General features: G+C 43.7%; 24 protein-coding genes and 1 riboswitch. Of the genes, 18 read left to right on the top strand and 6 right to left on the bottom strand.

The window, feature by feature from the left end; translation table 11 throughout:
- Window positions 1-176: 176 nt before the first annotated feature.
- From BVG16_RS16335 to BVG16_RS16305, 8 genes are all read left to right on the top strand, one after another.
- Window positions 177-1,106 (top strand): baseplate J/gp47 family protein, encoded by a 930-nt coding sequence (locus BVG16_RS16335; RefSeq protein WP_233147075.1) that lies wholly within the window; start codon window positions 177-179, stop codon window positions 1,104-1,106.
- Window positions 1,099-1,662: a phage tail protein I gene (locus BVG16_RS16330; RefSeq protein ID WP_078499750.1), complete on the top strand. Its 564-nt coding sequence runs from the start codon at window positions 1,099-1,101 to the stop codon at window positions 1,660-1,662. The genes BVG16_RS16335 and BVG16_RS16330 overlap by 8 nt, the downstream gene beginning before the upstream one ends.
- A gap of 1 nt (window position 1,663) precedes the next feature.
- Window positions 1,664-7,006, top strand: a complete 5,343-nt coding sequence (locus BVG16_RS16325; RefSeq protein WP_078499749.1) for a phage tail-collar fiber domain-containing protein — start codon at window positions 1,664-1,666, stop codon at window positions 7,004-7,006.
- Window positions 7,007-7,032: 26 nt separating this feature from the next.
- Window positions 7,033-7,359 (top strand): hypothetical protein, encoded by a 327-nt coding sequence (locus tag BVG16_RS16320; protein WP_078499748.1) that lies wholly within the window; start codon window positions 7,033-7,035, stop codon window positions 7,357-7,359.
- Window positions 7,359-7,523 carry a hypothetical protein gene (locus BVG16_RS33155; protein ID WP_198957487.1) on the top strand — a complete coding sequence of 55 codons (165 nt, stop codon included), beginning with the start codon at window positions 7,359-7,361 and terminating at the stop codon, window positions 7,521-7,523. The genes BVG16_RS16320 and BVG16_RS33155 overlap by 1 nt, the downstream gene beginning before the upstream one ends.
- Before the next feature lie 70 nt (window positions 7,524-7,593).
- On the top strand, window positions 7,594-8,052 hold the full coding sequence (locus BVG16_RS16315; RefSeq protein ID WP_078499747.1) for a phage holin family protein: 459 nt from the start codon (window positions 7,594-7,596) through the stop codon (window positions 8,050-8,052).
- Complete coding sequence (locus BVG16_RS33395) at window positions 8,052-8,666, top strand: glycoside hydrolase family protein (RefSeq protein ID WP_078500119.1); 615 nt, start codon at window positions 8,052-8,054, stop codon at window positions 8,664-8,666. The genes BVG16_RS16315 and BVG16_RS33395 overlap by 1 nt, the downstream gene beginning before the upstream one ends.
- A gap of 71 nt (window positions 8,667-8,737) precedes the next feature.
- On the top strand, window positions 8,738-9,409 hold the full coding sequence (locus BVG16_RS16305) for a DNA-methyltransferase (protein ID WP_078499746.1): 672 nt from the start codon (window positions 8,738-8,740) through the stop codon (window positions 9,407-9,409).
- Between the two features lie 629 nt (window positions 9,410-10,038).
- Here the strand turns inward: BVG16_RS16305 and BVG16_RS16295 are convergent.
- The 4 genes from BVG16_RS16295 to BVG16_RS16275 all read right to left on the bottom strand — a co-directional run bounded on the left by BVG16_RS16295 (window position 10,039) and on the right by BVG16_RS16275 (window position 11,779).
- A complete protein-coding gene (locus tag BVG16_RS16295) occupies window positions 10,039-10,275 on the bottom strand; it encodes a hypothetical protein (RefSeq protein ID WP_078499744.1) in 237 nt (78 codons plus the stop codon).
- A 70-nt stretch (window positions 10,276-10,345) separates the two neighbouring features.
- The gene (locus tag BVG16_RS16290; RefSeq protein WP_078499743.1) at window positions 10,346-10,756 is read right to left on the bottom strand and encodes a type II toxin-antitoxin system HicB family antitoxin; all 411 of its coding nucleotides are present in this window, start codon (window positions 10,754-10,756) and stop codon (window positions 10,346-10,348) included.
- A 28-nt stretch (window positions 10,757-10,784) separates the two neighbouring features.
- On the bottom strand, window positions 10,785-10,973 hold the full coding sequence (locus BVG16_RS16285) for a type II toxin-antitoxin system HicA family toxin (protein WP_078499742.1): 189 nt from the start codon (window positions 10,971-10,973) through the stop codon (window positions 10,785-10,787).
- 587 nt (window positions 10,974-11,560) lie between these two features.
- The gene (locus BVG16_RS16275; protein WP_078499740.1) at window positions 11,561-11,779 is read right to left on the bottom strand and encodes a helix-turn-helix domain-containing protein; all 219 of its coding nucleotides are present in this window, start codon (window positions 11,777-11,779) and stop codon (window positions 11,561-11,563) included.
- Between the two features lie 317 nt (window positions 11,780-12,096).
- On the opposite strand from BVG16_RS16275, the gene BVG16_RS16270 reads away from it, so the two are divergent.
- The 5 genes from BVG16_RS16270 (at window position 12,097) to BVG16_RS16250 (ending at window position 14,882) form a co-directional block, all read left to right on the top strand.
- On the top strand, window positions 12,097-12,999 hold the full coding sequence (locus tag BVG16_RS16270; RefSeq protein WP_078499739.1) for a hypothetical protein: 903 nt from the start codon (window positions 12,097-12,099) through the stop codon (window positions 12,997-12,999).
- Between the two features lie 15 nt (window positions 13,000-13,014).
- Window positions 13,015-13,197 (top strand): hypothetical protein, encoded by a 183-nt coding sequence (locus BVG16_RS16265; protein WP_078499738.1) that lies wholly within the window; start codon window positions 13,015-13,017, stop codon window positions 13,195-13,197.
- Window positions 13,197-13,514, top strand: a complete 318-nt coding sequence (locus BVG16_RS16260; protein WP_078499737.1) for a hypothetical protein — start codon at window positions 13,197-13,199, stop codon at window positions 13,512-13,514. Before BVG16_RS16265 ends, BVG16_RS16260 begins: the two co-directional genes overlap by 1 nt.
- 114 nt (window positions 13,515-13,628) lie before the next feature.
- Entirely contained in the window at window positions 13,629-14,612 is a 984-nt protein-coding gene (locus tag BVG16_RS16255; RefSeq protein WP_078499736.1) for a ParM/StbA family protein, read from the top strand.
- A gap of 12 nt (window positions 14,613-14,624) precedes the next feature.
- Entirely contained in the window at window positions 14,625-14,882 is a 258-nt protein-coding gene (locus tag BVG16_RS16250; RefSeq protein WP_078499735.1) for a hypothetical protein, read from the top strand.
- 679 nt (window positions 14,883-15,561) lie between these two features.
- Here the strand turns inward: BVG16_RS16250 and BVG16_RS34030 are convergent.
- Window positions 15,562-15,789: a helix-turn-helix domain-containing protein gene (locus tag BVG16_RS34030; RefSeq protein ID WP_078499733.1), complete on the bottom strand. Its 228-nt coding sequence runs from the start codon at window positions 15,787-15,789 to the stop codon at window positions 15,562-15,564.
- A 66-nt stretch (window positions 15,790-15,855) separates the two neighbouring features.
- Here BVG16_RS34030 and BVG16_RS16235 point away from each other — a divergent pair, with 66 nt between their 5' ends.
- Window positions 15,856-16,131: a LexA family protein gene (locus BVG16_RS16235; RefSeq protein WP_078499732.1), complete on the top strand. Its 276-nt coding sequence runs from the start codon at window positions 15,856-15,858 to the stop codon at window positions 16,129-16,131.
- 250 nt (window positions 16,132-16,381) lie between these two features.
- Complete coding sequence (locus tag BVG16_RS16230) at window positions 16,382-17,386, top strand: HRDC domain-containing protein (RefSeq protein ID WP_078499731.1); 1,005 nt, start codon at window positions 16,382-16,384, stop codon at window positions 17,384-17,386.
- 51 nt (window positions 17,387-17,437) lie between these two features.
- On the opposite strand, the gene corA is transcribed toward BVG16_RS16230, so the two are convergent.
- On the bottom strand, window positions 17,438-18,373 hold the full coding sequence (gene corA, locus BVG16_RS16225; protein WP_078499730.1) for a magnesium/cobalt transporter CorA: 936 nt from the start codon (window positions 18,371-18,373) through the stop codon (window positions 17,438-17,440).
- 369 nt (window positions 18,374-18,742) lie between these two features.
- Window positions 18,743-18,857: riboswitch (SAM riboswitch) on the top strand.
- Window positions 18,858-18,966: 109 nt separating this feature from the next.
- On the opposite strand from corA, the gene metA reads away from it, so the two are divergent.
- Genes metA through BVG16_RS16210 form a run of 3 tightly spaced genes read left to right on the top strand, consistent with a single transcriptional unit; the run spans window position 18,967 to window position 22,245 of the window.
- A complete protein-coding gene (metA, locus tag BVG16_RS16220; protein WP_078499729.1) occupies window positions 18,967-19,884 on the top strand; it encodes a homoserine O-acetyltransferase MetA in 918 nt (305 codons plus the stop codon).
- Between the two features lie 21 nt (window positions 19,885-19,905).
- A complete protein-coding gene (locus tag BVG16_RS16215) occupies window positions 19,906-21,075 on the top strand; it encodes an aminotransferase class I/II-fold pyridoxal phosphate-dependent enzyme (protein WP_078499728.1) in 1,170 nt (389 codons plus the stop codon).
- Between the two features lie 3 nt (window positions 21,076-21,078).
- Window positions 21,079-22,245, top strand: coding sequence for a trans-sulfuration enzyme family protein (locus BVG16_RS16210; protein ID WP_078499727.1), 1,167 nt, complete (start codon window positions 21,079-21,081; stop codon window positions 22,243-22,245).
- Window positions 22,246-22,308: the final 63 nt, after the last annotated feature.

Here is a 22,308-nt window from a genome sequence, read left to right as displayed (position 1 = left end):
TACCAGACATAAGTTTTGTGGATGATGATGTTGAGAAAACCTTGAATAACATCATTACTGTATATGAGGCGGCAGAAGGTCGGAGGTTATTACCCGGCGATCCTGTACGCCTTTTTTTATTGGCAATAACACAAATTATTGTGCAGCAGAGGGTGCTAATTAATCATGTGAAAAAGATGGATCACTTGAAATATGCATTTGGGAACTTCCTTGATCATATTGGAGCTCGAAGCGAGACAAATCGATTAGCAGCATCGCCGGCACAAACCACTGTGAAATTCACTCTCTCAGCCCCGAGGCCATCGGCCATAACTATTCCAGTAGGGACAAGGATCACAGGCAGTGGGAGTCAATTGTTTTTCATTACAAAGGGTGTTGCAGAAATTCTTCCAGGCTCTTTAACGGTGGACGTTCCCTGCGAATGTGTACAAGCAGGAACAGTTGGGAATGGTTTCTTGCCTGGTCAATTAGATACATTGGTGGACCTTATCCCTTTTGTAGCAACCGTGCAAAATATTACGTCAAGCGCAGGCGGAGCTGAAAGAGAATCGGACGACTCTTATCGTGAGCGGATCCGGACGGCTCCCGAAGGATTTTCGACGGCTGGGCCAGAGGGTGCATATCAGCATTGGGCCAAGACTGCAAGCCCCGCAATCGTAGACGTTGGTGTAAGTTCGCCGAGCGACGCGGTGGTGCAAGTCGTGCCGCTGCTCGCCGGGGGCGCGCCCCCTTCGCAGGATATCCTTGATGCGGTCGCGGGTGCGCTTAATGACAGGAGAATACGGCCACTAACAGATAAGGTCGTTGTCAAAGCGCCGACCATGAAGTCATTTTCAATTGAATTCACGTATTGGATCAGCCGTGAAAGGGCCGCAGAAGCTACCGCGATACAGGCGGCGGTGATTCAGGCCGTTAACGATTATATGCTATGGCAAAAGTCAAAGCTTGGCCGCGATATCAATCCCTCTGAATTAATCCGGAGAGTGATGGTCGCCGGTGCAAGCCGAGTAAATGTCGTAAAGCCAATCTTCACAGAGGTCAACACATCGGAGATAGCAACAGCATCCGCTCCCAATGTGACCTATGGGGGAATGGCCGATGATTAATATCAACGAAATAAGTTTGCTTGACCTTATCCCGCCAAATTTATTGCAGGATCCTAAAGTGGTTGCTGCAGCTAAGGCAATCGATAGCGAGATGCAACAGATCACGGATGAGATTAATAAGCTTCCTCGATACTCACGTATGGACGAACTTACAACGGAGGAAGTCGACGAGATGGCTTGGGAGCTGCATATCGATTTCTACGATCCAAAGTTGCCGCTCCAACAGTGCCGGGAACTGGTTAAGAATGCAATCCCTTGGCATCGACGCAAAGGTACGCCAAGCGCCGTCGAAGAACTTATTTCGACCGTCTTTGGGGGAGGCAAGGTTGAGGAATGGTACGAGTATGGAGGCAAGCCGTATTACTTCCGTGTATTGACTGACGATCCGGAAGCGACTGCAGCGAAAGCCCAGGAGTTCATTCGTGCGATCGATACCGTCAAGAACTTACGGTCCCGGCTTGAGAAGGTCATTATTACACAAACCACAGATTTACCAACTATTTTTGCAGGGGTCCTGCATATGGGCGAATACATGTATGTAAGACAGGAGGGGTAGTATGGGAGCTTTCGGCGGCATGATGTTTACGAACAAAGGACGTAATCTTGAGACCAAGGCGCAAACAGGTGTGCAATTGAAATACACAAGAATAGCTCTTGGTGACGGCGAGCTTAAGGGCGCTTCTGTTTTAGATTTGAAGAAGCTTATTAATGAGAAGAAGTCCCTCCAGATCAGGGAACTTCGCGTACAGGAAGCTGGCCGTGCTGTAATCGGGGCACTACTAACAAACCACGATATCACGACAGGCTTTTATTTTAGAGAAATTGGTATTTTCGCACAGGATCCGGATGAAGGTGAGATTCTATACTGCTATGCAAATGCTGGCACGAATGCGGAATACATTCCTGCAGGTGGCGGGTCCGATATCATCGAGAAGTATGTATATGCGAATGTGATTATTAGCAATGCAACGAATGTCACTGCGGTTATTGATCAATCTTTGGTGTTTGCAAAGCTGAATGAATTCAATGATTTGAAAGCGGCATATGATTCACACAAGGCAGATTCGGTCATCCATATTACCCAGGCCGAACGTGCTGCTTGGAATGCCAAGGAAACCCCGGCGGGGGCGCAAGCCAAGGTTGATGCTCATAAGAATGATACTACAATCCATATTTCTGCTGCCGAAAGAACGGCCTGGAATGCGAAGGAAACTCCTGCAGGAGCTCAAGCAAAAGTTGACGCTCACGCGAACGACACTGTTAAACACATAACAGCCGCCGAAAGAACAGGATGGAATGCAAGGGAGACCCCTGCTGGTGCTCAAGCGAAGGTTGATGCTCACGCTAATCGCAAGGATAATCCACATGGGGTTACTACGACGCAAATTGGTGCAGAGACGCCAGCGGGGGCTCAGACAAGGGCAGACAAAGCACTAACTGATGCAAAAGCATATACCGACTCAAAAGTAAATGAAGTCGTTCTAAAGCAATCCCTTGGCCCCAGCGCTAACCTAATCAATGCAGATCAAGCCAGCGCGGTGGATTTAACTGTATATGGAGTGATGCTAACTAACAGGCTAGGGGATTTGGGGACACTTAAAGATGCTAACGCAGATGGAGTTGCTGATACCTGGAGGAGATCTCCTGCCGGTCAAGGGAAATATACTTTTAATGGTAACTATCAAAAAATTGAGTCCTTATCATCGGATACGCTACAAAATGAAAGGTATATCGCCAGCGCTACTGGAACACCTCATAATAAAGTTATTGCTGGAAGGAAATACATTGCGATTGTAGACGCTGAATCAGATGGGGTATCGACTGCTAGACTAGTGTTGAACTTAGGCTCTAACGAGGGGAATCCTGTAGTTAGTGTAACAACAAAGGTTAATAAAACTTTATATGTAAAATTGGTTACAGTTGCGGATTCGAATAATGCATATATAGCTTTAGCAAATTATGATCCTGCAGGAACGGCTGGATGGGTTCAGTTTAGAAATGTGGATTTTTGTGAAGTCACCGACGACACTCTCTGGAATGCAATCGGCACTACAATCACAGAGAGCAACATCCGAGACTATATCCCGCACATCGATGGACGTAAGCCTGTACAGGGTATTGTGATTACCAAGCAAGGGAAAAACCTAATTCCACCATTTACTGAATGGATTACAAAAAGAAGTGATGGTAATTTTCCAATTGATAAAATTGAGATTACATCTAATTACGTAGCTAAAATGACAAGAACATCAGGTAGCGGAATGATGACTTGCAAAATAAGAACCGCACCAAACTCAAAACATACGCTTGCTTTTGAAACAAATGACAATATAAGTGTTTATGTTTACGATAGTAAAATGACTCAAATTGCAACAAAGCCATTCCTAGCTGGTAAAGGTCAATTGATCTTTGATTCCACAACTGGAACTGATTACGAAATTGGAATCTATATTTCAAGCACCACTCCTAATACTAGTGCAATTATTTATTATCCAATGCTAACGATTAGCACCGTGGAGGCCTCATTTGAACCACGCGAAGATCAACGAGTTCTTTTACCTGCAACACTAGGTGAAGTCAATGGGGTACGGGATGAAGTAACCGTAAGAGGGACAGAAGCGACGTTGAATCGGCGTGTTAGTATTATGAATGTACTTGATGGTAGTCAGTCGTGGGTACTTGCACAAGGCTTAACGGGCTTCAAGAGAATTAGATTAGACAATGTCTATTATGGTATAACAAACTCGGAAGTAGTAACTAAATTCAATGGAAAACTACTTGTTAATAACGGAGGGAACTATCCCGCAGCCGATATTAGTGGGTTATACAACCCATCAAATGTTAATACAAATCTTAATATAACCGTGGATAACGCTGATACAGGGTGGACAGACACCCTCAATCCTAATGCTAATGCAGTCAAAGCTTTGATGAACGGATGGAAAGCCACAGCCAACGATAGTAGCAAGTATACATCGTGGGTGTCGATTCTCGATGGCAAGGCAGCGACGACTAACACAGAGGCATGGGTAGCTGCAAACAAGGCTCCGGGCTGGACAGGCTGGGCAACACTTGATTATGCACTTGCTACACCTGTAATAAGCAAAGTAAACGATGCAGATGGATCTATTTCGCTTCATCCAGGCGGTAATGTGATTACGGTTGAGTCAGGGGCTATTTTCAAAGAGCCTATTATATTCAAGAATGGAAATGATGGTTTTTATTACAGTAATACTACATCGGGAAGTTTTGAAAGCACGGTATTTAAAAAGCGTGTTAAAAAGATTCTTAGAATAGACGAGGGTATTAAAACAAATGTGCCATTCCTTGCTTCTACAGCTAATATGTACGGTTTGGAAAGGCCTAAGATTAAAGTGGAAGAGTTCAATCCTAATGCGCAGTACTTTGCAAGTTATTTAACGTTGGATAATTACTCTTATTCCGCTAACGTGTCTCAGACGGACGTACAGTATAAGGTGGGGCTTAACGGTACGGTATCGGATGCAGTTAATAACATCGCACGCCTAACGACGGAAAATGACGCTCAGAACTACGCTGAAATGTATATTCAAGCGTTGGCGGAAAACAACAAGCTTGATATCGTAAATCACAAAGAAGATTATGTCAAACACCAGGCAGATGGTGGAACTACAGCCGGAACAAGCACAGCGTATACGTGTTCATCGTCACCGAACCCAACAGCGCTTGTCGATAAGACCTGCCTTGTAATCACGGCGCATGTCGACAGCGGAGCAAATCCTACTATCAAATGGGGAACGCTCGCGGCAGCACCAATTAAAAAAGCGAACGGTAACCCTGCGACGCTCAAGAAGGATGGCATTTACACACTAAGATACAGCGCTGGTACGGCGGCTTTTATCTTACAGGGTGAAGGGGGTGAGTACGGAGACGCTACCGCAGCGCACGTATTGAATCCTAAGACGATCGGAACAGATACCGGATTAGTAACAGGTACGATGGTAAATAACGGCGGTAAACCAATAGTCAGTGGTGCCACCATGATATCAGCCGTTAGAGCGCACGGGTCAGACCCTAACAGCATCATAATAGATTTAAAACCAACGGGCGCTATGTATGTTGACGCTAACACCGTTATTCAACAGACAGTTAACTACCTCATAGATAGTAACATTAAGCACGGGGTGAAGGTAGGGAACTTACAGAATGGAGCGCCAGCAGGATCGAGTATCACAGGCACATTCACGTCTGACGGCGTTGGTGACGCAACTTGGCTGCTTGAAGGGGCTGTGATGTACTCGAAGGGTGTCAAGTATGCAGGCTCTATGAAGAACTGGAGTGGAAAAGACTACCTTGTAGGATATGGATCGATAAAGAAGTATTATATTGACGGGTCGGACAACGTGCCTGCGTTCGAGGTAACTCCACCGACAGGAGGGTACCTCACGAATACCACTGTTTGGAAGCAACGGATAGCAGGGCTTTACGCCGACAGAATCGCACACGGACAGGTAATAGGCAACACAGTAATAGGAGGAGAAGCGATAGTAACAGGTACGTTCACCTCAGATGGAAATGGAGATGCAACATGGGTACTTGAAAGTGGAATAATGTACTCAAAGGGTGTACGGTACGCTGGGGCGATTAAGAACTATAATAATAAGACTTTCCCAACAGTAGCCTTGACATTCATCAATAAGGTTCTCTATGATGATACTCAGAAATTAGGCTCTATCCAGTTTAAGCCCAACACAGCGGGGTACGTAACTACAACGACAGACATCAAGCTGGACGTTTCGAACCTGTTGCCGTCGAATATAAAAGCGGGGGTGATGGTGGGAAACCCCGGATGGACAGACGGGTACATGACTGGTACGTTCACCAGTGATGGAACGGTCAACGCTTCTAGGATTCTTGCAGGGTTCATTGGATATGCTTTAGGCGTCAAGTATGTAGGCACAATGCCGAACTACATCGGCAAGGCTTTCCCGCTGATGAGCTCAGGCTATATCAAAGCCATAGACGTGGCACCGTTATACACCACAGTAACGTTCCAGCCGAACGGTAACGGGTACATTGATTCCACGTCAACCCTACAAGTCCAGATCGACAACTTGAGACCTGAGAACATCAAGCACGGTATCGAGATGGGGAACGTAGACAACCAGACCTTAGTTGTCACAGGTACGTTTACATCTGACGGCACGCTGCTTGACTCGTCCAGCCTGCTCGCTGGGCTCATCGCGTACTCGCGGGGCATGAAGTATACAGGTACTATGCAAGATTTGGCGTACTCTACGATGACTGTTGGGTCAGATAAGATGGAATCCATCGAGGAGATGACAGGCGGCTATATCGGGTCATACTTCACATACAAGCCTAATATATACGGTCGCATAACTGATACTACAAAGTTCAAAATGGGTGTGTTCGGAATCACTCCAAATAGCGTGCAGTTCGGTCAAAAGTACGGAGTGAGTGGCACGGGGCTGTTTAAGACAGGTACGTACACAAGTGACGGAAACATCACGGCGGGCGATCTTGCTGTAGGTAAGGTCGCGTATTCACAGGGTCAGAGGATAGCGGGTACAGGAACTAATTCGAAACGCTATGCAACAGGTCAAGTAACAAGTGGTTCAAGTCTTTGGCAATTCACACTTAATAACGATGGTTCAATTGGGAGAGCGTATCCAGCTGAGGTACTTGGTTTAGCCTTCAAACCGTCGACAATATTGTTGTACTTCTCCGCAGCACAAGTAATGTATAACGAAAATCAAATGCGTGATGGGTATAGATATGTCGAAAATGGTTATAAGGTATTTTGGCGGTTAGACGGTACACAAGCCTATGTTACACAAGGTGGGTTTAGAGTGCCGACTGATCTTGCAGCAGCTACTTACACATGGTATGCATATGAATAGTAATCAAAATTACGAGGTGATCTAGGATGGAACTTGGTAAAAGGCTTATATACGATAGTCAAACTGGAAAGATACTAAACGGGACATTTGAGGAAATGGCAGGTAGCCTTCAAGAAGGGTTGCGTCCGCTAGAAATTGATTTTATTGACCTACCTTATGGTTACGCCGAGAACAATTTCCGTCTCGCGTCTGCGTACCATATTGACGTCACAAAACCAAAAGACGCGCCGATTGTGGAGCGGATCGTAATCGACGGATATGTACCGCAGGTGCCGACGGAAGCCGATCGGATCAAAGAATTAGAGGACCAGCTGTTGATGCAAGAAAACGAAAAAGTGGGAGGGATTTTGTAATGGTAAACGAGGTTATTGTACGTATCTTGGCAGAGAGAATCTTAGGCGGCGGTGAAAACCCGTTGAAACAACGACCGTTTGAATTAGACGATGTCACGAACGCTGACTATCGCAAAGCGGTCGAGGATTATATTATCGTTAAGAGTGGAGTCGTAGAAGCTTAAGCGCCGCCGATATGGTAGGCGCTATTATTATGCCCTCGGGAGTCCGGGGGCTATTTTATTTGAGGGGGATATGTACGTGGAAAAAGCCTGGTCATATATCGCAGGCGCCCTATTGGTGCCTGGCTTTAATTTCTTTTACGGAATAAGCAGTACCGCACGCGGCTTAATGATCGCATTAACTTTCTTTGTAATTTTAGATTGGATCACCGGCATTCGTGCCGCACAGAAAGATAAATCATATGGGAGCAGATACGGGATAGATGGTGTGTTCAGGACATTTTTCATCTTGCTTCTTCCCGCGGGCGGCCATTTGTTGGATCAAGCATTCGGGCTTCCGGACGTATTATTTGGGGCGCTTGTTATCGGCGTGCTCTATCATCATTTGCAGTCGATGACGGCGAATGCGATCCGCGCAGGGTGGGGGAATTGGTTTCCCGAATGGCTGCTTAATAAGATAACGGACTGGGTAGAAAATGAATTGCAGAAAAAAGTAGAACGGGCTGATTCAAGAAAGGGTGAAGGTAAATAATGAGTCGTAAAATATTAGAAGCAGGTATCAAGCTTATTAAAAATTTCGAGGGTTGCCGCTTAAAGGCGTACAAACCTGTACCAACTGAAACATTCTGGACCATCGGATGGGGGCATTACGGCCCAGACGTTACGGCAGGAATGACAGTCACACAAGCTAGAGCTGACGCTATGTTTGTTGATGATTTGAAAAAGTATGAAGCGTATGTAAACAATCCATCCTATGTGCCGGTGACAGTGCAACTTAATCAAAATCAATTTGATGCGCTAGTATCATTTTGCTATAACTGTGGTCCAGGTAACTTGCAGACGCTTTGCAAAGACCGGACGATCGCTCAAATTGCAGATAGCATAACCAAATATGATAAGGCTGGGGGGAAAGTGCTGACTGGTCTAGTGCGTAGGCGTGAAGCGGAACTAGAGTTATTTAACAAAAAGGAAGCTTCGTCAGCGTCTGTGAGCGATAAAGTTAATGTGGATGTAAACGGTAAGAAGACGCTCGATGGAATTATGATTAATGGGCTGGCTTATGTACCGGTCCGTGTCATCGCTGAGTCGCTTGGTGCGCGGGTGGATTGGGATGGTAAGAGTAAGACGGTCAAAATTAATAAGTAATACGTTCCCCATCGGTTGCGGCTGGTGGGGCTTTTTCTCATCTAGAATAAACTACATTAGGAGATGACAGCATGATCTACAATATGGACTGTATCAAAGGAGCACAACAATATTTAGAGGATGAGTCTGCAGATTTAATCGTCGCGGATCCGCCGTATAATTTAGGGTTTGGCGGTACGACTCAGACCAAGACCAAGAAGCCAAGATTTAATATTATCGCGAATGATAAGCTCTCTGACCGTGAGTTTCAACGCTTCACCTTCTCATGGTTGCGCGAAGCTTACCGTGTTCTTAAAACAGGGCGGCACATTTATGTATGTATTGATTGGCGTATGTATCCTCTCATGGTGTTATGGATGAAGAAGGTTGGCTTCACAATTAAGAACTGCATTGTATGGGATAAAGAGCAGATGGGCATGGGCTGGCAGTATCGCTACCGGCACGAGTTTATTATCCTGGCGTCTAAGGGAAAGCAAAAGGTGCGGCGGATCAGTACGCGTAAGGCTACTGACGTTTGGCGTATTCCACGTATTAGCGGGAACAAGACAATTCATCCAACGGAAAAGCCGGCTAGCTTATTAGAACCGATGATCTTGAATAGCAGCGAGGAAGGGGAGCATGTCGTGGATTTCTTTGTCGGTTCAGGACCGGCATATCAGGCAGCCGTACAACATAAGCGAGAGTTTACAGGATTTGAGATTGATCCGTATCATTTTGAGAATGCAGTTAACAGATTGAAGTGAAAATAACCCCACCGGCTTAGGCTAGTGGGGTTATTTTATTTGAATTCCCAAGCGCCTACGAATTTCAATTACGTATAACTTTAACTTTGATTTACACTTCGGCTTTTTTTTATATATTATATACTTGATACACTAACTGTACTGTATCGGCATTATTAGCAACCGCATTCACCTAAACCACCAATACCACCCATACAACTGCAAGCGACTATTACTAACAAGATGAACAATACAAGGATTGTACCTGTGTTTGTAAATAGACCTCCACGAAACTCGCCCATGTAAACACCTCCCTATTTTTGAGTACACGTTATGTTATGAAGGCTGATCTCACTTTGTTTGGACGATTGTTACTAGTTATTCTTTTTACTATATTGATATTGACGCCATCAAAAAGAGAACAGGATCACTCTGAACTTTATACACGAAAAAAAGCATGGATACTGTAATAGCCAGTCCATGCATCTCGAAAGGGTTTGAAGAGGTTGTTTAATATATGTAAGCAACAGATGAAAGGACACTAGAACCGAGTGAATTGGTTAATATTTACTAGCTTCCGAGGCTTTTCTCCATTTCTATAACAAATAACCCCACTGGCTTAGGTTAGTGGGGTTATTTTTGATTTTCAGTTAGATTGCCATAATTCCAATTGGGCTGTCCCAGTCGCAGGCCTCTGATTCGTCAGTGGTTTCATTATTTGTAATATCCCAAGTAATCAAAAACTCTTCGTTATCAGTATTTAGCGCGTGAGCTTGGTACGTTTCGCCATCGTCACTTATGTGTGGATCTTGCGTCGTCCGATATTCTTCACCTTCAATTGTAAGAATCGTGCTGTTTCTTGCGTTCAAATCTTCGAATTTCAACATCCAATACATCTCCTTGTTGAATGATTATTAGAATGCACGAACGACAAACTACGTCTATACGTTCTATTTATTACTTCTTGTTCAAAATACCCAATTCCTGCTTTAAAGCATACTGAAGGACTTGAGAGAAGTTTAGGTCTGCTTTAGTGGCTTCAACTTCTAACCATTTCGGCAGAGTCACATTTTTTGTGACAGATTTGTTCAGATGTTTGTCGCGAATAAAACCAGTTCGCCCTTCGATGAGTGTATAAAACCCATCTTCAACCTTTTCAAGCTGTGAGAGATCGGAAGCTGCAGGGATTTCGTCGTTGTCTTCCTCCATACCGTATAGATGTAAGGACAATGCTTCTCGTGCCATCGCTAAAGCTTCCTCTAAGGCATCACCTTCGGTATGACAACCGGGTAAATCAGGGAACGAAACTGTAAAACCTGGGACGCCTTCCTCTGACTCAAATAATGCGGGGAATACGTATTTATCCATCTATTTAACTCCTTTCGGACGATGGGGGTTAATCCCCCATGTCCTTTAGAATGTTTCTTAATGTTTTTGGTTTCAAGTCTTTTCTAGGGTGCGTTATCGTAAGTTTGTGCTTGTGGGTTGGATGTTTGTAATGATGATGGCTGCCTTCTTGACTTATGAAGTACCAACCCTTTTGCAGTGCCATCTGGATCAATTCCCTAGAAGAATAACTCTTCAAGTGTTTCCCTCCTTTCTTAATCTTATTATAACACGCATAAATAATGCATGTCAACAAAAATATGCGTATAAAATATGCGTGTAAAAATAAAAAGAAGAATCTAGATAGATTAAGATTCTCCTTACTTGTTCACTAGTTATATTCCCATTATTTCTTTCTGTGTTAAAATTTAGGGATTACATAGAATGAAGGGATGAGGAAATGAGATTGAAGTCACTGCTAATACTATTCTTAGTCGTAATAAATGTTCTTATCTTGTCGGGCTGTGGAGATCCGGAGGAAAAGATTCGAGAGAGCTCACGGTACAACATTGTAAAGTCAGTTGAAATGTACTTAGAGTATATAGATTCGAATATCATAAATGATTCACTTAGAGATAATTTATTGACGGTTATTAAGAGGAAAATAAATGAATTGAATTCCAACAATATAAATGATTCAAATATGGAAAATTACCAAAAGCTTGTGGAATACATAGAAGGTGGCCGAGAGACTGACGAAGTGAGGAGGATATATTCGGCATTAGGTGGTGAATAGAAGCAAGTAATACATTGACAGAAATAAAGCCCTGGCATATCGCCGGGGCTTTATTTGTCGTTGGGCTTGTCTGGAATATGTTCGATCAGGTCGTTTACTGAGCAATCTAATGCAACGCAAATCTTATCCAAAGTATCGAATTTTATTCCGTCAGTTTTATCGTTGTACAGCTTAGTAATCCCGTTTCTATGTAATCCAGTTATATTTGCTAGGTCAGAGATTTTGAGCTTCTTTTCTCCCATTATTCTTGAAAGATGGACTTTGATCAATATAGACACCTCCGATAAACAAATTATACAACGCAATATTAAGAATATCAATTGAAATGTTGACAATGCACATTGTAGTGTGTATTATGAAGACATCGAATAACACTGCGGTGTTAAAATTACATATTGGGGTGGTTTTAAGTGACACTAAGATATGCACGACACTTCTTGTCTGGAACATTCATAATTACGCTAAGTAACGGCAAATGCTATTGCATGCTTCCAGACACATTCACGAAACTAACCGGAATTCACTCAGCAGCCTTCGAGGGTAGCTGTTTTATAAAATAACTTTCCAAGAAAGGAGACATCAATCAATGTCTACTCCCAAGGTTGTCATACAGCTAGCCGAAAAACGAAGTCGAAACGAATTGACTTTACCGATCCAGCACTTTATTGCCATGGATGATTGGATCGATAAACTCGGGAAACAGGCGTACATTGCTTGGCTCAAATTATATACATACGCAGATCGTACAGAGGAACAACGATTCAATGCTTCATTGACGAAGCTTTGTACACGTCTGGACGTCTCTAAGGGAACTTTCTACTCTAAAGTCGTTCCGCAGCTTTGGGATTATGGTTTCATCGATTTCAAGGAGTGCGACGGGTTCCTGACGATCATCGTCTATTCGTATCCGCAGAACAAGATTGAGTTGGCGTCTAAGCCACTTAATAAGATACGCGATTATGCAACGGAATGGGAGACAGAGAATCGGGAGCGGGCAAAGTCCGGCGGCAGAAAGCCTGGGCAATCTACAGGCTCCATCGGTTCAGAAAATGAACCATCTGTTATTAACGGTTCAAAAATAGAACCAAAAACCAGTTCAAAAATTGAACCCAATAATATATCTAAATCTCTTAATAACTCAAATAACTTGAATGATTGTATGGGCGATGCTGACGCATCGGCGGAACACTCAGAAATTTATCAAGCCTTACAAAAACATGCGAAAAAGAACTGCTATGTGCTCGATAACACGCCGATCGGTACCTGGTACATAGACGAGATGTACACCATGCTTATAAACCAGTTCTCCAACCAGCTTGATCCGCAAGTGGTGCAATTAGCAACAGAGCTATATTTTGAGCGAGCTTCAGCAATAACCGTAAATGGGGTGGTGATGAAACTGCAGCTGGATAATCCGGTCGGATACTTCCAGTGGTGCTATAAGGATGCAATCAAGCAGTTTAAGGCAAGAAGGAACAAAATAGCATAGAGAGGGTGTTTTGGAATGGAAGTAGGATACGTAACAGTGTTTACATATCTAGGGTATGAGATTTGCACGATGTCTCCAGCTAAGCCAGGACAGTTCGGTTATATCATTAATCATAAGATGTATGAAGATAAAGAGTTTGTATATATCCAACATGCAATTGAAGCAATCAATTTTGCTATTAAAAGGGGTGTATTGTGATGTGGAAATACGATGTGAATTCACCAGAGTGGCAGGAAGAATGGCAGGAATATTTAAGAAAGATTCACGAGTTAGAACGCGAAGAAGACCGTCTCGATCTTGGTACAAAAAAGAAGAGACGTATAACGGTAACAATGACTGACAAGCAACTGAGCATGCTTCAGGAGCGAGCTAAGGATTGTAATGTCTCTGTAGATGATATTCTTTCAAACTACATCGCCGATCTAACCTGTACCCATTCAAATGGGTCAGATGAAAGAGATAGAGCTTCATCATATTTTGAACGGACTTGGTTGGCTCACAATAGATATTTATAGAAGAAGTTATATAAAAACTTCTATAAAATGTATGATTCACACCGCTATAACGTTGGTTTTCTATAAAAAGTTATATAACTACTTATATAAAAAATGATAGGGAGAGTGTTTCGGATGAAAAATGTAAGAGCGACTGATATCGGATATGGACTACTGAAAGACATCGATGCAAAGGGGAATGTGTGCAAGACTCGGGCAGTAGTTGGTCGCCTTGGTGATTCATTGAATCCAGGGGACACGTTGGCAGCCGATGTTATTACGATTGATGGAGTATCATATGTCGTAGGCGATGACGTGTACAAGCTTGGTCGCAAGCCGATCGTCGCTAATGAGACTGTTGATAGAGCTCATTCGGAAGCCTATAAGGTACTAGCTATGTATTCATTTGCGAAACGCCACACGGAGGACAATGAAGGCGTCAGCGTTATCACGGGGTTGCCGTTTCAAAATTTAGATGAAGCTGGTCAAATTAAAGAATTATTCAATGGTGATCATTCTATCCTATTCAATGGCCAGGCATTGATCATTAAAATCGATCAAACCTTCGTCGTTTCTCAAGGTCTGGGTACATACTATTCACTTGTAAAGCAGCGGGGCAGCGACATCCTCACAAAGCGGATCCTAATTGTTGACCTTGGATTTAAAACGATCAATTATCTACCGACTACTAGCGGTGAAATCGATACTTTGACTGTAAAGACGGCCCGAGAGCTTGGCATCCAGGCAGCATACAAAAAGATCGCAGATGCGGTTAACCTGGAATACAAGACGGACTATAAATATTATCATGTCGACGAGCTGCTTGATAACGGTGTTTCTCAGCAGGACTTAGACAAAGGTAAATATTTCGAACCAATCAAAGAAAAGTCATACGTCAAGGAAGCTTTTGATGAATATGCAAAGAGTGTGTGGGCTGATCTACGAGACAAGTACAGTAGCACGTTTTTGGATGAGCTCGACGAGGTTGTGTTCGGCGGTGGTACGGCGGAGCGGGTGGAGGCGAACTTGCTGGAGCATAAGAAACACTATTGTTCGATCATGGATAATGCCCAGGACGCACAGGTTCTCGGATATGAAGAGATAGCAAAGAAGTTATAAGGAGACGATGACATGGCTGAGAAGCGCCGGCAGAAACTTATATACTTCGGTAAGCGTGATGATGCAATATGGGATGCGATTCAAGCAATACCTGACGGAGATCAGAATTTTCATATGAAGGAAGCGTTCAGGATGTATTTTCTAACTCAGGATGTAACCGAAGTAAAAGCAACACCTTCATCACTATCGGCTGTACACCAGCCTGCAGCAAATGAAGATCATACAGATAAAATTGATCTCATTAAGTTATCTGGATCAATGATACTGTGATTGAACAACTACCATAATGGCATAAGAACCGTTATGGTAGTTTTTTTACTTGTAAATAAGAACAAACGTTCTGTATAATGAAAACAACGTTCATAATTGGGAGTGACTACCATGAAAAGTTTTTTTAATAATCCGCTATCTGATATTCAGCGCAAGGTTTTAAGGATCCTTTGCAATTACAATCATACTCATAGACGGATGCCAACTCTTGGCGAATTAAGCATTATGACAGGTAGTGGTGAGTCGAGGCTACTCAGGACGTTATTGGCTCTTGAGGAACTGCAGTATATTATGTGGATACGCGGATACACTGACACGATTGTTGTTATTGAAGAGTATGAGAGAAGATCGGGATATAGCAGGTATGTAACCTCATCAAATTATTTATATGGCAAGATTTGAGTCTGGAGACGCATGACAGGATTTCCGTTGAATTTCTGGCTAGGCACAAAGAAACAGAGATTTTGTCGAATGGTAGGGTTTAATTAACTCGATCAACCCAGTTAATCCATGTTGGAGAATATTCTTCAATTATTTGATCATATGTTCCAAAAGTGTTGAGTGGTATAATTTTCACATATTGGTGTAACCGTAATTAATAGGAGGGATGATTAAAGGTTATTTTGTCAAAAGGGTTTGTTCAGCAATACTGAACAATAATCTAGAGGGGCGCAGTGTTTCACTGCTTTGCTCTTCTAACAGGCTCGTATTTGTATATGTCTTTTGGTTCACACTTTAGGATATGACAGGCTAAGAATAGGTTGTCTATACTCATAAAGTTCGTACCATTACACCAATTTGTTACCGCTGATCTATTTACACCCATTTTGTCAGCAAAAATTGATTTAGACATACGCCTTCTTTCCAATACCTGTTCAAGATGGCACCCCTCATAGATAAGTTCCATGAAGAGTTTTCTCCTATTAATATTATTTATTAAAAGTATAACATCAAAAGGCGGGCGACATAATTAATGGAATGTGATTATTTTTACCTTAGAGTGAACAATGATGATATGGTGGGAGATCTGATTAATGTTGGAGATGTCGTTATGATTAATAGACAGTCAGAAGTGGGCCCCCAAGATATAGCTGCAATAGTAAATGATTTCGGAATAATACTAAGGAGAGTTGATAGAAAGGGATGTAAATTTATATTAACGGCATCTAATCCCGATCTAACACAAGATGAATGTAATGATATTAGTATAATAGGAAGAGTTGTAAAGGCGCTAGTGAAGATTAAATAAAATCTACCCATAATGGCACCCACAATTCTACCCACATTTTGCCCACGGTGGGGGTTATTAACGCTTGTTATTCACTTGTTACGCTTAGTTATACATATGAACTCTAAAACTTCAAAACCCTTGGTACAACGGGCATCTTTAGTTACGCTTGGTTACGATTTGTTATACCTCAATAATAGGTAGCACCTCTCTTACTTCGGTGAGAGTGGTGCTTTTTTGCGTTCATTCGTTCAAATCATGGAGGTGCAAGATGAATATTGTGTTTCTGAATAGCTTTGATCGCGCGACTGAGGAGGATCGTATCGTGACCTCACAATTATCCATTGGCGAGGCGGATGGCGTGTGGCAGTTGGTGTGGAGTGAACCGCATGAAGGTAAGATGGAACCGACGATATGGTACTCCGGTACGTCGTGGGGAGAATTGCTGACTACCTTTCGACACGGTGTAGCCGTGAAGTTGGGTGAAGGCTATAAGCCGATAATTGATGGGATGTTACAGGATGTTTCTGAAAGCCAAGGAAGACAGCATCGTTCTCAATTACTAGCCTGCTATAGTGATTTATATCCGAATGACAATTTGTACGCGATGTTGAACACATGGCGAAGATCCCGTGCATCCGCGGATCGCAAAGCACCATACTTTATCGCAACGAACCGAATGCTTCGTTTATTAAGTGTGTACATGCCGCAGACGATGGAAGAATTATTGCAGCTGCCTGGTTTCGGGGAGAACAAAATCAAGCAATACGGAGAAGAGATTATTACGTTGATGCAGGAACAACAGCGTACGCATGACTTTCCATTAGATTGGGTCAAGGAACATGTATCCCAGGAGGAATACTCGCAGTGGCTTTTCAAACAAAAAGAAATCAAGTATAAGCAGGATATGGAACGTTTAGCAACCCATCGTCAGATTCTTGAAGGGGTTCAACAAGGTTACTCCATTGCAGATCTAGAGCATCACTGTCAGATGTCTCGCCGAAATATCATCATCGCCGTCGAGGCATTAGAACGCGAAGGGTATGAGACAGACGCTTTAATCGAAGCTGAGTTAAGACAGGTGCCGGCTGACGAACAAGCTGCCATTTGGTCCAGCATGGAGCGTGGCGGCGAGCGGTATTTGAAGCCGATCCTGCTCGATGTATACGGCGAGATCGGGTTGCAGGGAGATCAGAGCTCCATACTATACGAGCGAATTCGCCTTGTTCGAATCCGCTATCGTCGTCAACGTGATGTGGTGCAGCAAGCGGGATAAATGAGAAAGGACGTGATCGTGGGAACCTCCCAGCAATCACGTCCTCTCTGTTCATAACCAATCTTTCTTCTTGAAAAGGAAGAACATGCCAACCCCTAAGCAGAGCATGGCGCCTAATACGATATAGTATCCGTAGGACCAATCTAACTCAGGCATATTCGTAAAGTTCATGCCGTAAATCCCTGTAATGATCGTCAGCGGCATGAATATCGTAGTTAAGGCTGTGAACACCCTCATAATATCATTCGCTCGGTTCGCTACGCTGGACTGGTAAGCTTCTCGTAAGTTGCCCATGAGATCGCGGAACGTATCGAAGGTCTCTGATATTTTGACGGCATTCTCATAGATATCACTGAAGTACTTCTGGAGCTGATCGTCGATCAGACGCAGATCTTTTTTATTTAACGTTGCGATCACGTCTTTCTGCGGCCCAAGAACTTTCTTTAACCACAGAATTTCGGAACGCAATCCGATAATTTCATTGAGGTGGGTTTTCTTCGTATGGAGCACGATATCTTCTTCCAGATGTTCGATCTTATCTTCAATTCGATCACCGACAGAGAAGTAGCTGTCGACAACAAGGTCGACCAGGTGATATAAGAACCGATCGGGTCGATTGACCTCTTGTTCCCACAGAATCGGCTTCACCGTACGAAGTTCATTAATTTTTTGTTTGGTTACCGTAATAATATAATGTTTGCCTAAGAACATGTTCAATGCACGGAGGAAGATTTCCTCATCATCGAACCGAATGCTGTTAATAACGATAAAATAATGCCCTTCATAGATTTCAATCTTCGGGCGCTGCTCTTCTTCACTTAAACAGTCCTCCACGGCCAAGTCATGCAGCGTAAATAACGGTTGAAGTACGATGAGATCATCTACATCGGCATCAATCCAGTAAAAGCCATTCGTTGGAGGATTAATGGCCTCGTTAATATCTTCGACGGTACTAAAAACACCATCTTGTACCAAACGGATTTTCATCTGATTTCACCCCTCATCCCGAATGAATCAGGTCGGGGCGCAAGGGAGAGGTCTTAATAGACAGACTTCTGGCGCGACCGACAGATTTCATTCTTATTCAATTGTCCAATACACTTACACCTCGTTGGTATCGGGTCGCCGTCCATCCATTCTCACCTCACTGTAATCTGCTGAACACTCGTTTTAGTATAACTCGCAAGTACTATACAAGCAATAAAAAAACATGTGCTGAAGATAAAATACAATATGGGTTAAAACGGCGAAATGTGCGGTAACGAAAAACTTAATTGGCTGCAGGGAAGTGTATTGACGTTCCTTAAAATTTGGATTAAAGTAGGAAATAGTATAACTGAATATTTTTTTGCTATCTTCTTATCAAGAGTAGGTGGAGGGACCAGCCCGATGATACCCGGCAACCGACTGAAAAGCACGGTGCTAATTCTTGCGGAAGCGATTATTCGTAATCAATTCTGAGAGATGAGAGAGGCGCCTGAAATTGTGAATGAAGGCCTTCTCATGTAGGGAGGCCTTTTTTTTAATGCCTCCTTACAACAAAACAATTACATTTAGGTGCCAACAAGGAGAGATGAATAATGCCGATTAAAGTTCCAGATTCATTGCCAGCAAAAGAAATATTGAACAATGAGAACATTTTTGTGATGGATGACAGCACAGCCTATAAACAAGATATTCGTCCGCTGCAAATTGTTATTTTAAACTTAATGCCTACGAAGGAAACGACGGAAACGCAGCTTCTGCGACTAATCGGGAACACACCGCTTCAAGTGGATGTGGTATTGCTGCACCCGAAATCGCATACGTCCAAAAATACATCAGCCGAGCATTTAGAAACGTTCTATCATACCTTCGAAGATATTCGTCATCGCCGGTTCGACGGTATGATCGTTACAGGTGCGCCGGTCGAGCAAATGGATTTCGAAGAAGTAAACTATTGGGAAGAACTTCAGCAGATCTTTGAATGGAGCAAGACGCATGTCACTTCGACGATGCATATTTGTTGGGCCTCCCAAGCAGGCTTATATTATCATTTCGGTGTTCCGAAATACGCGTTGGAAGAGAAGTGCTTTGGCGTATTCCCTCATGAGATCAGCAAACCTAATGTGGGTCTTCTGCGCGGATTCGACGAGCAATTTTTCGTACCGCAATCACGCCATACGGAAGTTCGACGTGAAGATATTGCGAATATTCCTCAGCTTGATATCTTGTCCGAGTCCGAAGAGGCAGGCGTCTACTTGGTCGCGACCAAGGACGGTCGTCAAATTTTCGTGACAGGCCATTCCGAGTACGATCCGCTTACATTAAAATGGGAGTATGATCGTGATGTGGCGAAGGGGCTCGATGTGGCAATCCCAAGAAATTATTATCCTAATGATGATCCTACACGGATTCCGAAATCGTTATGGCGCGCCCATGCCAACTTATTATTCTCTAATTGGTTGAATTACTATGTATATCAAGAAACACCTTATGATCTAGGATCAGGGATTTAAATAAGAGGAGGAGTCATCAACATGTCTGAATACAAAATTGAAAGCCGCCTCGCGCAAATCGGTTCGATTGAAGAACCGGTAACCGGTGCGATTACCTATCCGATTTATCAAGCCACTGCCTTTCGACATCCCAAGCTAGGACAGAGTACCGGATTTGATTACATTCGTACGAAAAATCCAACGCGTTGCGTCTTGGAAGAAGCGGTTGCGAAGCTGGAGAGCGGCGATGCAGCATTCGCCTGTAGTTCAGGCATGGCTGCCTTGCAGACGGTGTTCGCGAAGTTTAGCCAGGGGGATCACCTGATTGTCTCGGTTGATTTATATGGAGGAACATTCCGTTTGCTTGAAAAAATCATGTCGCGTTTTGGCGTAACAGCTTCATACGTGGATACGAATGATTTTGACGCCTTGGAAAAAGTATATCAATCGAATACAAAAGCAGTCGTTATTGAGACGCCGACCAATCCGTTAATGATGGTGACAGATATAGAAGCCGTGGCGTCTTGGGCGAAGCACAAAAATATGCTGACGATTGTCGATAACACCTTGTTGACTCCTTTCCTCCAACGTCCGATTGAACTCGGTGCAGATATTGTCGTTCATAGCGCAACGAAATATTTGGGCGGGCATAATGATGTCTTAGCCGGGTTAATTATTACAAAGGGAAAAGAATTGTCGGAAGAAATCGGATTCTTACATAATTCGATTGGTGCGGTTCTTGCTCCAAGTGACAGCTATCAATTAATGCGCGGCATGAAGACGTTAGCACTTCGCATGGAACGTCATGAATATAACGCAACACGCGTGGCAACTTATCTACAAGAGCATCCCTCCGTGGATCAAGTCTATTATCCGGGACTGCCAGATCACCCGGGATACGATATTCAGAAGAAACAATCGTCAGGGAACACGGGGATTTTCTCTTTCAAAATGAAGGATGCAAGATACATTGAACCGATCCTGCGTCATATCCAACTCATTGCTTTTGCGGAAAGTTTAGGCGGGGTTGAGTCCTTGATGACGTATCCAGCCGTTCAGACCCATGCGGATATTCCGATTGAGATTCGTGAGCAAGTCGGGGTCGATGACCGTCTATTACGCTTCTCCGTTGGGATTGAACATGTCGATGACATTATTGCAGACCTTTCGCTTGCGATTGAAATGGCAAGACAAGAAATTGAGGGGGCATAGACGATGACACAACCATTGGATCCGCAAAATCGTAAATTTGCAACCAAATTGATTCATTTCGGCAGTGAGATTGATGAGACCACCGGGGCATCCAGCGTGCCTATTTATCAAGCCTCTACGTTTCATCATCATGACATTTTTAATCCGCCGACACATGATTACTCCCGTTCAGGAAATCCTACGCGTCAGGCGTTAGAAGATTATATTGCATTGCTTGAGGGAGGGGCGAAAGGCTATGCCTTCCCTTCCGGTATGTCAGCGATTTCAACGGCATTTTTGTTATTCTCCGCGGGGGATCATGTGATCGTGACCGAAGACGTATACGGGGGAACCTATCGTTTCCTGACTACGATTCTAAGCCGCATGAATATCGAGACAACGTTCGTCGACATGACTGATCTGGACCAAGTGAAGTCAGCTCTGCAAGCGAATACGAAGGGGATCTTTATGGAGACCCCGTCCAATCCGACTTTGAAAATAACGGATATCGCAGCGGTTGCCTCTTGGGCGAAGGAGCATGGACTCTTAACGATGCTGGATAATACCTTTATGACACCTTATCATCAACGTCCAATCGAGCTGGGTGTCGACTTGGTTCTGCACAGCGCAACGAAATTCTTAGGGGGACATAGCGACGTTCTTGCCGGACTGGCGGTTACCGCTACCGAAGAATTGGGACGCCAAGTCAAATATTTGCAGAATGGTATGGGATCTGTTCTGAGTACGCAAGAGAGCTGGTTATTAATGCGCGGTATGAAGACGCTAGAAGCGCGTATGGCACACTCCGAGAAGAGTGCGATCCAGCTAGCAAAGTGGCTTGAGCAAGAACCGTCGATTTCAAAAGTATATTACCCAGGTCTAGAGAATCACCCGGGCCGTGAAATCCATGAGAAGCAATCCGCAGGATACGGAGCGGTGGTATCTTTTGATGTAGGTTCAGGCGAGCGTGCCAAAAAAGTGCTGAATAAAGTGAAGTATCCACTTGTGGCTGTAAGTCTTGGAGCGGTGGAAAGTATCCTATCCTACCCTGCGATGATGTCCCATGCATCCATGCCGCGTGAAGTACGGTTGGAGAAGGGAATTACGGACGGCTTACTGCGTTATTCTGTAGGGCTTGAACATATTGAAGACCTCATTGCAGATCTGGCGAATGCGCTGCAAGAAGACTAAAATTCTAATTTTACTTCATGTCCTGCTGTGATAAAATTGAGACAATCAAGTTAGTCACGAACA

It is taken from the genome of Paenibacillus selenitireducens, assembly GCF_002021565.1.
Taxonomy (GTDB): domain Bacteria; phylum Bacillota; class Bacilli; order Paenibacillales; family Paenibacillaceae; genus Paenibacillus_K; species Paenibacillus_K selenitireducens.
Note: the sequence above shows the minus strand (reverse complement) of the source record. Positions and strands in the feature narration are given on the sequence as shown.

What these genes read in the sequence shown, in the direction of transcription:
- metA (WP_078499729.1), top strand. Translation starts at nt 18,967, where the DNA reads ATGCCGATTAAAGTTCCAGATTCATTGCCAGCAAAAGAAATATTGAAC.
- BVG16_RS33395 (WP_078500119.1), top strand. Translation starts at nt 8,052, where the DNA reads ATGAGTCGTAAAATATTAGAAGCAGGTATCAAGCTTATTAAAAATTTC.
- BVG16_RS16260 (WP_078499737.1), top strand. Translation starts at nt 13,197, where the DNA reads ATGTGGAAATACGATGTGAATTCACCAGAGTGGCAGGAAGAATGGCAG.
- BVG16_RS16230 (WP_078499731.1), top strand. Translation starts at nt 16,382, where the DNA reads ATGAATATTGTGTTTCTGAATAGCTTTGATCGCGCGACTGAGGAGGAT.
- BVG16_RS16265 (WP_078499738.1), top strand. Translation starts at nt 13,015, where the DNA reads ATGGAAGTAGGATACGTAACAGTGTTTACATATCTAGGGTATGAGATT.
- BVG16_RS16305 (WP_078499746.1), top strand. Translation starts at nt 8,738, where the DNA reads ATGATCTACAATATGGACTGTATCAAAGGAGCACAACAATATTTAGAG.
- BVG16_RS16215 (WP_078499728.1), top strand. Translation starts at nt 19,906, where the DNA reads ATGTCTGAATACAAAATTGAAAGCCGCCTCGCGCAAATCGGTTCGATT.
- BVG16_RS16210 (WP_078499727.1), top strand. Translation starts at nt 21,079, where the DNA reads ATGACACAACCATTGGATCCGCAAAATCGTAAATTTGCAACCAAATTG.
- BVG16_RS33155 (WP_198957487.1), top strand. Translation starts at nt 7,359, where the DNA reads ATGGTAAACGAGGTTATTGTACGTATCTTGGCAGAGAGAATCTTAGGC.
- BVG16_RS16320 (WP_078499748.1), top strand. Translation starts at nt 7,033, where the DNA reads ATGGAACTTGGTAAAAGGCTTATATACGATAGTCAAACTGGAAAGATA.
- BVG16_RS34030 (WP_078499733.1), bottom strand. Translation starts at nt 15,789, where the DNA reads ATGGAACTTATCTATGAGGGGTGCCATCTTGAACAGGTATTGGAAAGA.
- BVG16_RS16255 (WP_078499736.1), top strand. Translation starts at nt 13,629, where the DNA reads ATGAAAAATGTAAGAGCGACTGATATCGGATATGGACTACTGAAAGAC.
- BVG16_RS16270 (WP_078499739.1), top strand. Translation starts at nt 12,097, where the DNA reads ATGTCTACTCCCAAGGTTGTCATACAGCTAGCCGAAAAACGAAGTCGA.
- BVG16_RS16335 (WP_233147075.1), top strand. Translation starts at nt 177, where the DNA reads ATGGATCACTTGAAATATGCATTTGGGAACTTCCTTGATCATATTGGA.
- BVG16_RS16250 (WP_078499735.1), top strand. Translation starts at nt 14,625, where the DNA reads ATGGCTGAGAAGCGCCGGCAGAAACTTATATACTTCGGTAAGCGTGAT.
- corA (WP_078499730.1), bottom strand. Translation starts at nt 18,373, where the DNA reads ATGAAAATCCGTTTGGTACAAGATGGTGTTTTTAGTACCGTCGAAGAT.
- BVG16_RS16235 (WP_078499732.1), top strand. Translation starts at nt 15,856, where the DNA reads ATGGAATGTGATTATTTTTACCTTAGAGTGAACAATGATGATATGGTG.
- BVG16_RS16325 (WP_078499749.1), top strand. Translation starts at nt 1,664, where the DNA reads ATGGGAGCTTTCGGCGGCATGATGTTTACGAACAAAGGACGTAATCTT.
- BVG16_RS16290 (WP_078499743.1), bottom strand. Translation starts at nt 10,756, where the DNA reads ATGGATAAATACGTATTCCCCGCATTATTTGAGTCAGAGGAAGGCGTC.
- BVG16_RS16315 (WP_078499747.1), top strand. Translation starts at nt 7,594, where the DNA reads ATGTACGTGGAAAAAGCCTGGTCATATATCGCAGGCGCCCTATTGGTG.
- BVG16_RS16330 (WP_078499750.1), top strand. Translation starts at nt 1,099, where the DNA reads ATGATTAATATCAACGAAATAAGTTTGCTTGACCTTATCCCGCCAAAT.
- BVG16_RS16295 (WP_078499744.1), bottom strand. Translation starts at nt 10,275, where the DNA reads ATGTTGAAATTCGAAGATTTGAACGCAAGAAACAGCACGATTCTTACA.